Raw genomic sequence first — 14,744 nt, forward strand, 5'->3', positions numbered from 1 at the left:
TTGCGCAGGATCGGGCATGCCGAGCCCTGCCGGCGGACCGCAAATGAACAGCCGGTTGCAGGCCGGGTTGCATAGGGCCGCAAATCGATGGAACTCAGGACGTTCGGCCGATCCTTTCGGGATCGATGGCCGGCCGATGGACAGGAGTCGATGGATATGAAGGTTGCACGGGTTTCACAAATGCGGGATATGGACCGGACGGCGATCGAGCGTTACGGGATCCGGGAGGAGCTTCTGATGGAAAACGCCGGGGAAGCGGTCTATTTTGCCCTCTCGCAGCGTTACGAGACGGGCGGCAGGCGCTTCGCGGTCTTCTGCGGCGGGGGCAACAATGGGGGAGATGGATTTGTAATCGCCCGGAAGTTGCACGCGGCAGGGGCCTTCGTCGAGGTCTGTCTCCTGGCGGATCCCGAGAGGTTCAGCGGCGCGGCGCAGCTGAACCGGGAGATCGTCATGGCCCTCGGTCTGCCCGTGCGGCGGATTCGGGAGGCCGGAGAGGCCGCCGGGGTCATCCGGGAGGCGGATATTCTGATCGATGCCATTTTTGGAACGGGCCTTGCGCGGGAGGTGTCGGGGGTTTTCCGTGAGGTGATCGAGGCGATCAACCGGAGCGGGAAGCCTGTGGTGAGCGTCGACATCCCGTCCGGGGTGCAGGGCGATACCGGCCGGGTGATGGGTGCGGCGGTCAAGGCGGATATGACCGTCACCTTCGGGTTGCCGAAGATCGGCAACATGCTGTATCCGGGCTCAGGCCTGTGCGGGGAACTTTTCGTGACCCACATCTCTTTCCCCCCGGAGCTGCAGGAGGCCCCCGGACTGGATATCGCTGTAAATCTCCCCCCGGCGCTTCCCCCGCGGGATCCGGACGGTCACAAGGGGTCTTTCGGCCAGGCGCTTTTTATCAGCGGCGCGGCGGACTATTACGGGGCCCCGTACCTGTCCGCCTATGCCTTTCTGAAGGCGGGGGGCGGGTATTCCCGGCTGGCGGTTCCTTGCGCAATGGCCCCCTTCATCGCGGTGGAGGGCAGGGAGATTGTTTTGGTCCCCATGACGGAAACGGACATGGGCGGCATTTCCGAGGAAAACGGCGGGAGACTCCTGGACCTGTCGCAGAGGATGGACATGATCGTGATGGGCCCGGGCCTGTCGCTGGAGCAGGAGACGCAGCGCCTGGTGGTGGACCTCGCCGCCCGGATTGGGCGGCCGCTGCTGATCGACGGGGACGGGATCACCGCGGTTTGCAGCGATCTCGACTGCGTCCGGGGCCGGGAGGCGCCGACCGTACTGACGCCGCACCCGGGCGAAATGGCACGGCTGGCCGGCGCAACGACGGCAGAGATCCAGAACGACCGGGTGGGCGCCGTCCGGAAGGCCGCGCGGGATCTGCGCGCGCACGTTGTGCTGAAGGGGGCGCACTCCCTGATCGGGTGCCCGGACGGCCGGGTCTACGTGAATCTGAGTGGAAACAGCGGCATGGGCAGCGCAGGGTCAGGCGACGTGCTGACGGGGATTATACCCGCCATGCACGGCCTCGGGCTCGGGTTCGAAGAGGCGGTGCAGAAAGGGGTCTTCATCCACGGGCTGGCGGGGGATCTGGCCGCCCAGGCGATGGGGGAGGACGGCATGACCGCGCGGGACGTGCTCGGACACCTGCCGCAGGCGGTGCGCCTGGACCGTGAGGGCCGCGCGGAGGAAGTGCTCGGGCGCTCCTATCGGGGGCCTGTCGTTATTTGAAAGGGGGACCGAAGTCCCCCCGTCTCATGCATCAGCCGACCTGGTCGATCATGGCCATGATCTGGGAGGTGTCGAATCCCTTCAGATGGATGGCCCCGGAGCGGCAGGAAGCTGCGCACAGGCCGCAGCCCTTGCAGAGCTCCGACTGGATCTCGGCTTTGCCGGTCTTTTCGTTGAACCGGGGGGCCGAGTAGGGGCAGATGGTTACGCAGACGCCGCACTGGCTGCAGAAGTTCGGGTCGACCTGGGCGACCGTGCCGCTGACCGGGATGATCTTCGCAGAAAGCAGGGTGACCGCACGGGCAGCCGCCGCCTGGGCCTGCGTGATGGACTCGTCGATCGGCTTGGGCGCATGGGCGAGCCCGCAGACGAACACCCCGTCCGTGGCAAAATCCACCGGCCGCAGCTTGACGTGGGCCTCGGCGTAGAACCCGTCATCGTTCTGGGAAACCTTGTAAAACTGCGCCAGGGGGCTTTCCTTCTCGGGCACCACGGCCGAGGCGAGCACCAGGATGTCCGGTTGGATTTCCATGGGTCGGCGCAGGACGCGGTCGATGAAGCCGACCAGGAGCTTATTGTCCCTGACGGCCACGTCCAGGCCCTTCTCGGAGTTGTACCGGATGAAGCGGATGCCGCGGGTGCGCGCCTCCCGGTACAGGTCCTCGCGCAGCCCATAGGGGCGCATATCCCGGTAGACGATGAAGATCTCCATCCGTGGATTGATGCCCTTCAGTTTGAGGGCACTCTTGATGGACTGGGTGCAGCAGACCTTCGAGCAGTAAGGGCGCTCGGGGATGCGGGAGCCCACGCACTGGACGAAGACCGCCGTGTCGGCCTTTTCGAGTTCGGGGTCCTGGTCGATGAAGCGCTGCTGGAGTTCGAGCCCTGTCACGACGCGCCGGTCATGTCCGTAGAGGTACTGATCGGGTTTGTACTCGGAGGCCCCCGAAGCGAAGATGGTCACGCCGTGCTCCAGGACCTGATCTTGCCCGTTCGTGTGGATGGTGGTGCGGAAGTTCCCGACAAACCCGTCGACCTGGGTGATCCGGGAGTTGAGGAAGACCTGGATCCGCTCGTTGGACTGGGTCGCCTCGATCATTTTGGCGAGCTGACCCTGGATGTCTTCCCCCCTCCAGGTCTCGTGCAGATGGATGGCGTTGCCGCCGAGTGCGCCGGTCTTCTCGACCAGATAGGTGGTGTACCCCTGGTCGGCCAGGTTGCGCGCCGCGGCCATCCCGGCGATCCCGCCGCCGATGACGAGCGCGGACGGAATGATCTGGAGCTTCGGCTCGGGCAGGGGTTCGAGAAGGGCGACCTTTGCGACGGCCATTCGGACCAGGTCCTTGGCCTTGGCCGTGGCGGCTTCCGGGTCGTCCTTGTGGACCCAGGAGCACTGATTCCGGATATTGGCCATCTCGAACAGGTATTTGTTGATGCCCGCGTTGGTCAGCGTCTCCTGGAAGAGCGGTTCATGCGTCTTGGGGGTGCAGGCGGCCACCACCACGCGATTGAGGTGGTGCTCCTCGATCACCTGCCGCATCTTGTCCTGGGTGTCCTGTGAGCAGCTGAACATGTTCTGTTCGGCGTAGGTGACGCCAGGCAGCCCCTTGGCGAACTCGACGACGCCCGGTACATCCACCGTCCCGGCGATATTGGTGCCGCAGCAGCAGACGAACACCCCGATCCGCGTCGGTTCGCCGCGGATGTCGATTTCCTTCGGAATCTCCTTGGTCTTCGTCAGGGACCAGCGCGCTTCGGTGAGCCGGCTGCCGGCCACGCCCGCCGCTGCGCTCGAATCCACGACGGAGGTCGGGATGTCCTTCGGGCCCTGGCAGACGCCGCAGACGTAGATGCCCGGCCGTGAGCTTTCGACCGGGGCAAAGCTGCTGGTGCTCGCGAACCGATAGTGATCGAGCTTGACCCCGAACCGGGCGGCCAAGTCCGCCGATTCCGGGTTGACCTGGAGGCCCACGGAGAGGACCACGATATCGAAATCCTCTTCGACCCGTCTGCCGGATTCATCCACATACAGGAGCAGGAGGCGTCCGTCTTCGAGAGGCGTGATGTTGGTGATCTTGGATTTGATGAAGCGCACGCCCATCTGGTCCTTGGCCCGGTTGTAGTACCGCTCGAAATCCTTGCCGTAGGTCCGGATATCGATATAGAAGACGGCGGTGTCGAGCCCTTCCTTGCTGTGCTCCTTGGCGAGCATGGCTTCCTTGATGGCGTAAGTGCAGCAGACGCCGGAGCAGTACCCTTTCGCCCCCGGATGTTCGTCCCTCGACCCGATGCACTGCAGCCAGGCGATCTTCTTCGGCTCCTTGTGGTCCAGAGGCCTGACCAAGTGGCCGCCGTAAGGGCCGGAGGAGGAGAGGATCCGTTCGAATTCGAGGCTGGTCACGATGTTGGGATGCCTGGAGTAGCCGTAGGTGTCGTGGACCGCGGGGTCGAAGACCTGGCCGCCGAGCGCGAGGACGATGGAGCCGACCTGCAAGTCGAGCTGCTTGCCCTTGTCCTCGTAATTGATGGCGCCGGCCGGGCAGACCTTTTCGCAGGTCCTGCATTTGCCCTTCGTGAGGTAGATGCAGTTGTTTGCGTCGATCGCGTATTTGAGCGGCACTGCCTGGGGGTACTTGACGTAGATGGCCTTGCGCTTGACCAGCCGTTCGTCGTATTCGTTGTCCACCTTTTTGGGGCATTTCTCGGCGCAGAGTCCGCAGGCGATGCACTTGTCGACATCCACGTACCTCGGATGCTGCGTGACCTTGACATGGAAATCACCTTCGCTCCCGGAGATGTCCATCACCTCGGAGAGCGTCAACAGTTCGATGTTGATATGCCGGCCGACCTCGACCAGTTTGGGTGAGATAATTCACATGGCGCAGTCGTTGGTCGGGAAGGTCTTGTCCAACTGGGACATCATGCCCCCGATGGAACTGGACTTCTCGACCAGGTAGACGAAATAACCTGAATCGGCCAGGTCGAGTGCGGCCTGCATCCCCGTTATACCACCCCCAACGACCATCACAGCGCCGGTTTTATTCTGTGACATGGTTTACTCCTCTTTGCCGGTATCGAAAAAAGACGTGACACCGCTGATGTCGATCTTGTTCCGCTCGATCCCGAGCGTCTTGGCGTCGATGCCCATACAGAGGCCAAGCAGTTGCGGATAAAGGATCGAAGCGAGGTATTCCTTGCTGCCGTTGTGTGAAACGATCGTCTGCTGAACCGTGTCGAACTGCTGCTGACACCAGGGGCAGGCGGTGCAGAGGAAATCGGCGCCGGCCTTTTTCCCGTCCCGGAGCTTCTTGCGCGTCAGATCGAGCGACACCCGATCGTTGATGCCGAGCAGGGGGGCCCCGCAGCACTCGAGGCGCGTGGGCCAGTCCACGGGTTTGGCCCCCAGCAGTTTCACGAGATCTTCGAAGAGGGTGGGAGCGACCGGATCGTCGAACTGGGTGACCTCGCTCGGGCGCAGGGCGTGACAGCCGTAATGGGCGGCGATGCTGAGTCCCTTGAAGCTGGTCTTCAGGGTGTCTTTGAGCGTTTTGATGCCGATCTCCCGGTGCAGGAAAGACAGGAGGTGTTTGACCTCGGTTTTGCCTTCGTAGTGCAGCCCTTCGCGCTCCAGGATCCGGTTGACCTCGCGTTTGAGGTCTTCATCCCCCCGGAGGGTGTACTGGGCCTTCCTGAGCGTACCATAGCAGCACTTGCACAGGGTCAGCATGTCCAGCCCGGCCTGTTCGGCGAGGGCCAGGTTCTTGGCGGAAGAGACCAGAAAGGCCGTTTCGTCGATGTTGCGCAGCGGGTACCCGCAGCAGTTGAATTCGCGGAAATCCCGGAGTTCGACCCCGAGGCGCGCGAGGACGGCGCGGGAGGCCGTCTCGTATTGCGGAACACGGGCCGGGATGTTGCAGCCTAGGAAAAATGCAAAGTTCATGGTTGGCACCTCAATTCCGTTCCATCATGACCAGAACCGATCGGCCTGGTTCGAAGACTCGCACCGGCCTGCGCCCGAATCGACCCGGTCTTTGGCGGGTCGGACCTCCGGAGGCAGGCCCGGCAGGACTGATTCCAGGAGAAGCGCCGATCAGGCGGCCTGGCTCGGAGCGCCGATCTTTTCGGCGGACTTCTCCTGATTCCGGATCGCCACATGCTTCAGTTCGTATAGGATGTCCGTAACCCGCACGTTTTGGGGGCAATGTTCCTGGCACTGATAACAGGTCAGACAGTCCCAGATCATGCGGGAACCGGCAGCCATATCGACGAGGCCCAGGCCGAGGGAGCACATGATCTGATGCGGCAGGAGGCCGAGCGCCTTTTCGGGCTCTTCGTAGCTGCCGACGACCGGGCAGACCGTCGTGCAGTTCTGGCAGCCGAAGCAGTAGCTGAAGGTGTTTGCACGGCTGAGCGCCGTCCCCTTGCCCGACGCCGTCGCATGGAGCGCGATGGGCTGGTTCTGTGCCCTCAAGGCCTCGAAATCCAGGGCGAACCGCTTTTTGGCCGATTCGCTCGGCTCCGGATAGTCATCGGAGGCGAGGCCCTTGCGGAACATCCCGACGACATAGGACAGGGGCGAGAGCACCACCGGGTCGGCGTAGCCTTTTTCGAACTGGACTTCCCGAAGGTTGAGCCACATCTCCCTCAGGTTGATGCCGGACGGGCAGACGACGGTGCACCGGTCGCAGCTCGTGCAGACCCAGACGCCTTCTATCAGCGCCCGGTTCTCCTCGGGGCTGATGGTTTTACGCGAGACCCACTTCTTGAGGACCGCCATCTTTTCGGACGGGAGGATGCATTCGTTCCCCATCGCGGCGAAGGCCCCTGCGGCGGAGCAGCGCAGACTGCAGGTGCCGCAATGCGTGCAGGCATCCAGTTCCATCACCTGGCGGGTGGCGATGTTGGCCGGATCGGAGGTTTCGGGGCTCATCACGGCGTTGGCCAGGAGGCTGACCGGCGTGGCGAAGAGATGGAACATCTTGCTGAAGGGCAGATAGGCCAGTCCGAAAAAACAGGCCCAGAGATGCATATACCAGAGGAAGGTGCTTGCGCCCGCCCGGTCGAGGCCAAGGGCGATCGGGCTGATGATCTTCGCCAGCGGGTATCCGGTGAAGGCCCACTGCGGGGCGGAATGGCACGCGGCGCAGCTCATTTCGTGCATCTCCCCCCCGGCTGCCAGGGTCTCGGCGTCGAAGGGCGCTTTAGCGGTGGGGGACACCACGCCGAAGTGCTCGACCCAGTAGCTTTCGAGCGGCCTGACATCCTCCGGATCGGTCGAGTCGGCGTAGTCTTCCACCATGCGCATGAAATCCGTGTGAGACGTGATTTTGACCGCTTCGAGGAAGATGCCCGACAGGATGATGACGGCGAGGATGAGGATGGCGTATTTGTCCATGCCGCTGGTTCTGAGGCGCGGGACCTTCAGGATGAAGCGCCGGTAGATGGCGATGGCCACACCGACGACGACCATGGCACCGAAGAGGTTCCGCAGGAACATGTAAGGGTTGAGGGTCGAGGCGTAGTCGGGGAAGACCGCGACGGTCAGGATGCTGCCGAGGGCGTGCATGAGCAGGAGCAGCGTAAACCCCCAGAATATCAGCATGTGCATGATCCAGCGCAGCCCGTCTTCCTTGAGGATGCGCTGCTGCCAGAGAACGTCGACGAAAAAGGCCTTGATCAGGGTTCCCAGCCTCGCGCTGAACAGGACCGCCAGGATGCCTTTGATCGCGGCTCCAACACGCTCTCCTGTCGTGAAACCCTTCCCGCCCATGCCCACCTGACGGGTGAACCACGTGCCGATTTTGTAGATCAGGCCGATGAGAAGAATGGCCAAAGAGGTATAGAGCGAGACGGTGAAAAACATGCGTGGACCTCCTCATGATTCCCTTGAAGGGCAAAACCGCAGGGTTTTAAAGGCGATTCGCCCCGGATTGGCTTTTTGCGATCAACCCTTATAGCGATTGTGAGTGCTTTTGTCAAAAGAATATATTCACAAACTTTTTTCGGCCGTTGTGGTACAATACGACGCTTCGTGATTTGCGGATCGCCTGGGCGGATAAGGATAGAGGCACGTATACAAGGGGATTGCCGGGCTCCCGAACCACGGACCAATCACCGCCCGGAAAGGATCTCTTCGGCCGATCTCTGTGTCGATTTGCATCTTTACCTCGTTTCCATCCGGAAATGAGGATTTTTGGCCAATCTCGGCGTCAATCTGCACGTTTGCTTGTGCGGCGACCACCAGGTCGCCTCCGCGCAAACGCTTGATTTCCTTGATATTGGCCAAACCGGGACCCGCCGCGTAGCGGTGGGACTGAGCGGCGAAGCGGTGAAGAAAAATCCTCATTTCCGGATTGGAAACTGGGTTCTATAAGAAAATCATTTCCGGATGGATACTACCTCGTGCCTTGACATTGCCGGATCGCCTTGGCGCGACCGGTTGATTTACCTGAACTTGGCCGAACGGTGACCGGCTGTGAAGGGATGGGGCCGAGCGGGCGAAGCCTTTGAAAGAATCGGGATCCACCCTGAAGGACTGGGAGTGAGCAGGCAAGGCCTGTGCAGAAGACCCCGCATTTTTGGACCGGGAGCGTGATCGTGCCGGACGGGCATTTCTGAATGGACGGGAACGACAGAGCGTTGTATGACGATTGCCGCCTTTGCCCGCGCGAATGCCGGGTAGACCGCTCGGTCCGCAGGGGGGTCTGCGGAGAGGCCGATACCCCGCGGGTAGCCTACATCGGCCCGCATTTCGGGGAGGAGCCGCCCATAAGCGGGGAAAGGGGGTCGGGCACCGTGTTTTTTACAGGATGCGCCCTACGCTGCAGTTTCTGCCAGAATCATCAGATCTCGCGCGGGGGCGTGGGCGAGGTGCTTTCTGCGGAGGAGTTGGCCGGCCGCATCGTCGATATGGTCGGGCGCCGCCGTGTGCACAACGTCAATTTCGTCACGCCGGATCACTTCTTTCCCGATGTCTTCGAGGTCGTGTCGATCTGCCGCGAACGGGGAAATGTCCGTATTCCTTTCGTGTACAACCTCTCCGGGTATCAGCGGGTCGACCTGTTGAAACGGGCGGCCCCTTTTGCGGATATCTACCTGCCGGATTTCAAGTATGCCGACCAGGACCTCGCGCGTGAACTGTCCCGCTGTCCGGACTACTCCTCGAAGGCCCTGGAGGCGATAGCGGAGATGATCCGGCAGAAGGGGTTCCTGGATTCCTTCAAAAAGGAGGGCGCGTTGGCCGAAGGGGGTGTACTGGTGCGGCACCTGATCCTGCCCGGGGAGGTGGAAAATTCGTTGAACGCCTTGACGATGCTCTTCCTGGAGTTTGGTGACGGCCTTCCTTTGAGCCTGATGTCGCAATACCATCCCGTGACCCCCCAGCCGCATGCCTCCCTCAACCGGCGCCTCCGAAAAGACGAGTTCGACCGGGTTTTCGACCATGCGCTCGCTCTTGGATTCAGAAACCTGTTCGTGCAGTTTCCGGAGGACGTGCCTGCGGGAGCGGATGGGGTGTCGTGGAGGCCGCTCGTCCCCGATTTCACGGCCGTGGAGCCTTTCGGTCCGATCCCTTGAGGGGGCGGGGCCGAGCGGGCATCGCGCCCCTTCGCCGTCCGGTTCCCGCTTCCGGAAGGCCGGGCGTGGAATGCGGCTGCAAGCCTCCAGGGGCCTCTGGAAAGCCGGTTTTTTCATGCGTCATCTTCTGTTGACATTAATGGAGGCGTTTGTTAAAAAAATCACATTCTTTGGATTGCCCACGTCCGGCTGAACCGGAGAGGCCAAAATTCTGAAAGGAGCACACACCTCATGGAAGCATTAACCCCGTTATATGAAGTCAATGAGGCCCTCGTGGGGATGGGGGCCGAAAAGCTCAATCTCTGCATGCAATGCGGCATGTGCGCCGGGTCCTGTCCGTGGCGCATCGTCGACGGGCCGTTCAATATCCGCAAGATGATCCGCATGGCGCAGCTTGGCGTCGAAGGCTACGAATCGGACGATATCCTTTTCGGCTGCACCACCTGCAACAAGTGTGTCCTGAAGTGCCCGAGGGGCGTCACTATCATCGATATCGTCAAGGCCATGCGCGGGATGATGGTCGAAGCCGGTTCGCTGCCGGGCGTCCTCAAGACCGCCACGGGAAGCGTCCACAGCCAGGGCAACCCCTGGTCCGAACCGCGAGAGAAGCGGGTCCAGTGGATGAGCGGACTCGATGTCCCGAAGTTCGACGGCAGCCAGGAATACTTCCTGTTCGTTTGCTGCACGTCCACCGTCGACGCACGCAGCCAGAAGATCGCCAAGGCCATGGTGAAGGTGCTCAAGGCGGCCGGAGTCTCCTTCGGCGTCATCGGCGAGGAGGAGAACTGCTGCGCCGAATCGGTCCGCAAGATCGGCGACGAAGAACTGTTCACGAAAACGGCCGAGAAAAACATCAAGCTTTACAGTGAAAAGGGCGTCAGGAAGGTCATTACCACCTCCCCCCACTGTTTCTACACGTTTTCCAAGGAATACCCCGAATTCGGCGCGGATTTCGAGGTCATGCACTACACGCAGTTTCTGGCGAAGCTTCTGGAAGAAGGCAAACTCAAGCTCTCGAAGACCTTGGACACCACGGTCACCTATCATGATCCGTGCTATCTAGGCCGGCACAGCGAGGTGTATGACGAGCCGAGGGCCCTCATTTCCGCCGTGACCGGAGGAAAGCTCGTCGAGATGAAGCGCATCCGGAAGGACAGCCTTTGCTGCGGCGCCGGCGGCGGGCGGCTGTGGATGGAGACCCCGCCCGAGTGGCGTTTTTCGGATCTCAGAATCCACGAGGCGTGCGAGACCGGGGCCAAGATCCTCGCGACGGCCTGTCCGTACTGCATCTCCATGCTCGAAGATAGCCGGAAGACCACCAACAAGGAAGACGACATCGAGATCAAGGATATCTCCGAACTGATCGCGGAAGCCCTCTAATCCTTTGATCGCTGCCTCCTGAAAGCCTTACCTGCACGGGTAAGGCTTTTTTGGCGCGTGGACCTCGGGCCCGCGGGGCCGGAACGGATGAAAACAGCCTATTTCGATTGCTATGCCGGTGTCAGCGGCGACATGTTCATCGGCGCGCTGCTGGATGCCGGACTGCCCTTCGACGTGCTCCGGGCGGCGCTTGAAACGATGCCGCTCGAAGGATACCGACTGGAGATGCGCAAAGAGCTGCGCCAGGGGATCCAGGGAACGCGCTTCCTGGTGGAGATGCTCCATCACGAGCACACCCATCGCCGGTTGGAGGATGTCCGCCGCATCATCCGCGCCTCAGCCTTGAGCGAATGGTCCAAAGGAACGGCGCAGGCCGTTTTCGAGATCCTGGCGCGGGCGGAGGGTGCGGTCCACGGCCTTCCTCCGGAGGCGGTGACCTTCCACGAGGTCGGTGCGGTCGATTCGATCGTGGACATCGTGGGCGGCGTGTTCGGGGTCGAATGCATGGGCATCGAGGAGATCCATGTCTCCCCCCTGCCCCTCGGCCGCGGGTTTACACCGTCGGCCCACGGCAGGCTGCCCTTGCCTGCCCCCGCCACCCTCGCGATCCTGGAGGGGCTGGAGGTTCGGGACGCTTCTACGGAGACCGAGACGGTGACCCCGACCGGGGCCGCCCTGGTGAAGGCCCTGGCCACGTCCTGCGGTCCGATGCCGGCCATGCGGATCCAGCAGGTGGGATACGGCGCCGGCTCGCGGGATCTGCCGGACAGACCGAACTGCCTGAGGGTCCTCATTGGGGAGGCCGCTGCGGCCGGTGAGACGCAGACCGTCCTCATCCTCGAAACGAACCTCGACGACGCGAGCCCGGAATCCCTGGGCTTCATGATGGAAAGGCTTTTCGGCGCCGGTGCGCTGGATGTGGTCTTCATCCCCGCGCAGATGAAGAAGAACCGCCCGGGGACCCAGGTCCAGGTCGTGGCCCATCCTGAGCGGAAAGACGATCTGACGCGGATTCTTTTCGAAGAGAGCACCACCCTCGGTGTCCGGTTCCGCACCTGCGAGCGAAGGGTCCTCGATCGCGATGTTGTGACGCTGGAAAGCCCCTGGGGGCCCCTTCGGGTCAAGCGCGTGAAAGACCCGGGGGGCCGCAGCCGGCTGGTGCCGGAATTCGAGGCCTGCCGGGCGGTGGCCCTCAGCCGGAAGGTCCCTTTGAGGGACGTTTACGCCTGGGTGACGGCCCGGCAGGACGCTGGGCCGTGATGGTCATCCTCGATTCAAGCGCCCCTCGGGTGCGAATCGGCCTGAAAGTGCCCGCTGGCCGATCGGCGCTGCTGACAGCCGCACGGGCGCTGCGTACCGGGTCCTTTCTGAAAGAGGGGCGAAAGCGGAGGCAAACGCTGCTTGATGTCCAGAGACCGATCTGATACCTTGACCCCCGGAGCGGTGTTCGGGACCGCCTCGTTCCCCGATAAAGCGGCCTTGATTCTGGCGACCTGGTTCGGCAGCGGTCTTGCCCCGGTGGCCTCGGGGACGTTTGGCACGCTGGCGGCTTTGCCTCTGGCCTATGCGGTGAGCGTTGCCGGGAGCGGATGGGGGGTGCTGGTGGCGCTGACGCTGTTCGGGTTGGCTTTCTGGTCCTCGGAGCGGACGCGGCGGCTGCTCCGAAAGGACGATCCCTCGCCGGTGGTAATCGATGAAGTCGCGGGCACCCTGGTGACCCTCTTTCTGGTCCCGCCTTCGTGGATGGGTTGGACCGCTGGTTTTTTCCTGTTCCGTTTTTTCGACATCTTCAAGCCCTATCCGATCAGGCGGCTCGAGAGTCTGAAGGGCGGCTTGGGGATTGTCGCCGATGATCTTCTGGCCGGGGTGTACGCCCGGATCGCACTCGGCATTTTCCTGTGGCTGACGCATGCCGCCTGAGGGCGGGTTTCCGGCCGGTCAGGGTGCGTCGAGAGCGCGGGGCGCCCACCCATAGCGCAGCAGTGGGGAATATCCGGCACGCGAAACATGTACGGCGAAATCATCACGATAGGCAGTGAACTCATTTCGGGCAGGACCCTCGACCTGAACGGGTGGTACGCTGCGGGCCGATTGACGGCCTCGGGTCTTCGGGTGACCCGGATGACGGCTGTCGGGGACGATCGGGAAAGGGTCAGCGATGCCCTCGCGCGCGCGCTCGGCGAATCTCTGTTTGTCATCGTGACCGGGGGCCTCGGGTCCACTGAGGATGACATGACGACCGAGATCGTGGCGGAGGCCTTGAAGCGGCCGCTCTGCCTCGACCGGCAGATGCTCGACCTGATCAAGAGCCATGCGGATGCGCGCGGAATGGAGATGACCGCTGCACTCGAAAAGATGGCCTGGATGCCCGGCGGCGCACAAATGCTGAATCCGGAGGGAAATGCGTGCGGGTTCCGGATGGTCGAGGGGAGTGTCCGGCTGTATTTTCTGCCTGGTGTACCGGATCAGATGCGCTACCTGATGGATGAGTGTGTCCTGCCGGATATCCTGCATCGCTTCAAGACCCTGCCGGTGATTCGTCAGCGCATCCTGAAGCTTTACGGCGTCAGCGAGCCCGTCATCGCGGAGACCTTCAAGCGGCTGGAGGCCAAATCTCCGGATGTCCAATTCGGTTTCTATCCCCGCTTCCCCGAAAACCATGTCACGATGAGCTTGAGGGGCCCCGACGAACCCTCCGTGAGCCGTGAACTCGACGAGGCCGAATCGGCCGTCCAGGGGCTTTTGGGGGAGTATGTCTTCGCGTCGGGGAGCGATACCATGGAGGAGGTGGTGGGCTGGGGGCTCACCGAGGCCGGGCTGAAACTGGCATCGGCGGAGTCCTGCACCGGGGGCATGATCGGCCAGATGTTGACCAATGTGCCGGGGAGTTCGGACTATTTCGAAGGGGGTGTGATCTCCTACAGCAACGCCGCCAAGGTGGATCTTCTGGGCGTTCGGCGGACGACGCTCGATCGGCACGGCGCCGTCAGCCGCGAGACGGCGCTCGAGATGGCCGAAGGGGTGCGCGGGCGTATGAAGGTGGACATCGGCCTGTCGGTGACGGGCATCGCAGGCCCTGCGGGCGGTTCTGCCGAGAAACCCGTGGGTACGGTCTATTTCGCTCTGGCGCATGCGGGGACCCCGTTTGCGGGGCGATATTGCTTCTGGGGCAACCGGAAACAGATCCGGAAGAATGCAGCCATGATGGCTCTCGACTGGGTGAGGCGTTTTCTGCATGGAGATCCGTTCCTTTCTGGCCTTTGATCTGCCCGACGTCCTGAAGGAGGGGGTCGATTCGGTTCACCGGGACTTGCATCCCCTGATCCGCGACGTGCGCTGGGTGGCGCCGGGCAATGTGCATCTGACGGTGATTTTCCTCGGTCATGTGCCGCAGGGGGATCTCGACGGCATCGGGTCCTCCGCCGCCGCTGTCTGCAGCAGATACGGCCCCTTCAGGATGGCGCTCGAAGGGCTGGGGACGTTCGGCGGCCGCCGCCGGCCGAGGGTTCTCTGGATCGGTCTCTCAGGGGACCTCGATCGGATGGGGGCATTCCGTGACGCCCTGCAGGATTCCCTGCAGCCCTTCGGCATTCAGCGGGAGACGCGCCCTTTCCGGCCGCATCTGACCGTGGGGAGATTCCGGGAAAATGCGCGGCCCGGCGAGGCGCTCGATCGATGCCTGAAGGAGCGGGCGCAATGGGCTACACCGCTCGGCGTCCTCGATGAAGTGGTCCTTTACAGGAGTGACCTGAAGCCGGGGGGTGCGGTGTACACCCGTCTCGGCGCCTGGCCGCTGTCCGGATCGAGATGATCGGCGGTGCGCTTTGCAGGATGGGCAGTCGAACGTTGGCATCGTTTCCACCCTGAAACGGTCTGTTTAGCCAACCTCGGCGTCCATCTGCGCGTTCGCTCGATTTTTGGTCTACCGGGGACCCTCTCGGGATGGATGGGACCGGGCAGGCGGTGCCTGTGAAGAGGATTCTTTATGGCCGAGTTCGAGATGAGTTCTTGCTTGATCATGATTTCCGGTTGGAAACTATAGTGGGGAGGTTGAT

General features: G+C 62.4%; 11 protein-coding genes. 8 read left to right on the forward strand and 3 right to left on the reverse strand.

Annotated elements, in window-relative coordinates:
- The first annotated feature begins 87 nt into the window (after positions 1-87).
- On the forward strand, positions 88-1,734 hold the full coding sequence (locus tag ACZ500_RS00705) for an NAD(P)H-hydrate dehydratase (protein WP_464230620.1): 1,647 nt from the start codon (positions 88-90) through the stop codon (positions 1,732-1,734).
- A gap of 31 nt (positions 1,735-1,765) precedes the next feature.
- Here the strand turns inward: ACZ500_RS00705 and ACZ500_RS00710 are convergent, their stop codons facing one another.
- The 3 genes from ACZ500_RS00710 to ACZ500_RS00720 form a co-directional block, all read right to left on the reverse strand.
- A complete protein-coding gene (locus ACZ500_RS00710; protein WP_464230621.1) occupies positions 1,766-4,786 on the reverse strand; it encodes an FAD-dependent oxidoreductase in 3,021 nt (1,006 codons plus the stop codon).
- A gap of 3 nt (positions 4,787-4,789) precedes the next feature.
- A complete protein-coding gene (locus ACZ500_RS00715) occupies positions 4,790-5,674 on the reverse strand; it encodes a CoB--CoM heterodisulfide reductase iron-sulfur subunit B family protein (protein ID WP_464230622.1) in 885 nt (294 codons plus the stop codon).
- A 150-nt stretch (positions 5,675-5,824) separates the two neighbouring features.
- Positions 5,825-7,597 (reverse strand): 4Fe-4S dicluster domain-containing protein, encoded by a 1,773-nt coding sequence (locus ACZ500_RS00720; protein ID WP_464230623.1) that lies wholly within the window; start codon positions 7,595-7,597, stop codon positions 5,825-5,827.
- 330 nt (positions 7,598-7,927) lie between these two features.
- Between ACZ500_RS00720 and ACZ500_RS00725 the strand changes: the two genes are divergently transcribed.
- The 7 genes from ACZ500_RS00725 (at position 7,928) to thpR (ending at position 14,500) form a co-directional block, all read left to right on the forward strand.
- Positions 7,928-8,107, forward strand: a complete 180-nt coding sequence (locus tag ACZ500_RS00725) for a hypothetical protein (protein WP_464230624.1) — start codon at positions 7,928-7,930, stop codon at positions 8,105-8,107.
- 245 nt (positions 8,108-8,352) lie between these two features.
- Positions 8,353-9,309, forward strand: coding sequence for a radical SAM protein (locus ACZ500_RS00730; RefSeq protein WP_464230625.1), 957 nt, complete (start codon positions 8,353-8,355; stop codon positions 9,307-9,309).
- 231 nt (positions 9,310-9,540) lie between these two features.
- Positions 9,541-10,689 carry a (Fe-S)-binding protein gene (locus ACZ500_RS00735; RefSeq protein WP_464230626.1) on the forward strand — a complete coding sequence of 383 codons (1,149 nt, stop codon included), beginning with the start codon at positions 9,541-9,543 and terminating at the stop codon, positions 10,687-10,689.
- A gap of 87 nt (positions 10,690-10,776) precedes the next feature.
- Positions 10,777-11,949, forward strand: a complete 1,173-nt coding sequence (gene larC, locus ACZ500_RS00740) for a nickel pincer cofactor biosynthesis protein LarC (RefSeq protein ID WP_464230627.1) — start codon at positions 10,777-10,779, stop codon at positions 11,947-11,949.
- A gap of 144 nt (positions 11,950-12,093) precedes the next feature.
- Entirely contained in the window at positions 12,094-12,609 is a 516-nt protein-coding gene (locus tag ACZ500_RS00745) for a phosphatidylglycerophosphatase A family protein (RefSeq protein WP_464230628.1), read from the forward strand.
- A gap of 87 nt (positions 12,610-12,696) precedes the next feature.
- On the forward strand, positions 12,697-13,953 hold the full coding sequence (locus ACZ500_RS00750) for a CinA family nicotinamide mononucleotide deamidase-related protein (protein WP_464230629.1): 1,257 nt from the start codon (positions 12,697-12,699) through the stop codon (positions 13,951-13,953).
- Positions 13,925-14,500 (forward strand): RNA 2',3'-cyclic phosphodiesterase, encoded by a 576-nt coding sequence (gene thpR / locus ACZ500_RS00755; protein WP_464230630.1) that lies wholly within the window; start codon positions 13,925-13,927, stop codon positions 14,498-14,500. Before ACZ500_RS00750 ends, thpR begins: the two co-directional genes overlap by 29 nt.
- Positions 14,501-14,744: the final 244 nt, after the last annotated feature.

The organism is Desulfatiglans parachlorophenolica (genome assembly GCF_055394735.1).

Excerpts from the sequence above, each read along its gene's own strand:
- ACZ500_RS00730 (WP_464230625.1), top strand. The coding sequence starts at position 8,353 with ATGGACGGGAACGACAGAGCGTTGTATGACGATTGCCGCCTTTGCCCG.
- larC (WP_464230627.1), top strand. The coding sequence starts at position 10,777 with ATGAAAACAGCCTATTTCGATTGCTATGCCGGTGTCAGCGGCGACATG.
- thpR (WP_464230630.1), top strand. The coding sequence starts at position 13,925 with ATGGAGATCCGTTCCTTTCTGGCCTTTGATCTGCCCGACGTCCTGAAG.
- ACZ500_RS00705 (WP_464230620.1), top strand. The coding sequence starts at position 88 with ATGGAACTCAGGACGTTCGGCCGATCCTTTCGGGATCGATGGCCGGCC.
- ACZ500_RS00715 (WP_464230622.1), bottom strand. The coding sequence starts at position 5,674 with ATGAACTTTGCATTTTTCCTAGGCTGCAACATCCCGGCCCGTGTTCCG.
- ACZ500_RS00720 (WP_464230623.1), bottom strand. The coding sequence starts at position 7,597 with ATGTTTTTCACCGTCTCGCTCTATACCTCTTTGGCCATTCTTCTCATC.
- ACZ500_RS00735 (WP_464230626.1), top strand. The coding sequence starts at position 9,541 with ATGGAAGCATTAACCCCGTTATATGAAGTCAATGAGGCCCTCGTGGGG.
- ACZ500_RS00750 (WP_464230629.1), top strand. The coding sequence starts at position 12,697 with ATGTACGGCGAAATCATCACGATAGGCAGTGAACTCATTTCGGGCAGG.
- ACZ500_RS00745 (WP_464230628.1), top strand. The coding sequence starts at position 12,094 with ATGTCCAGAGACCGATCTGATACCTTGACCCCCGGAGCGGTGTTCGGG.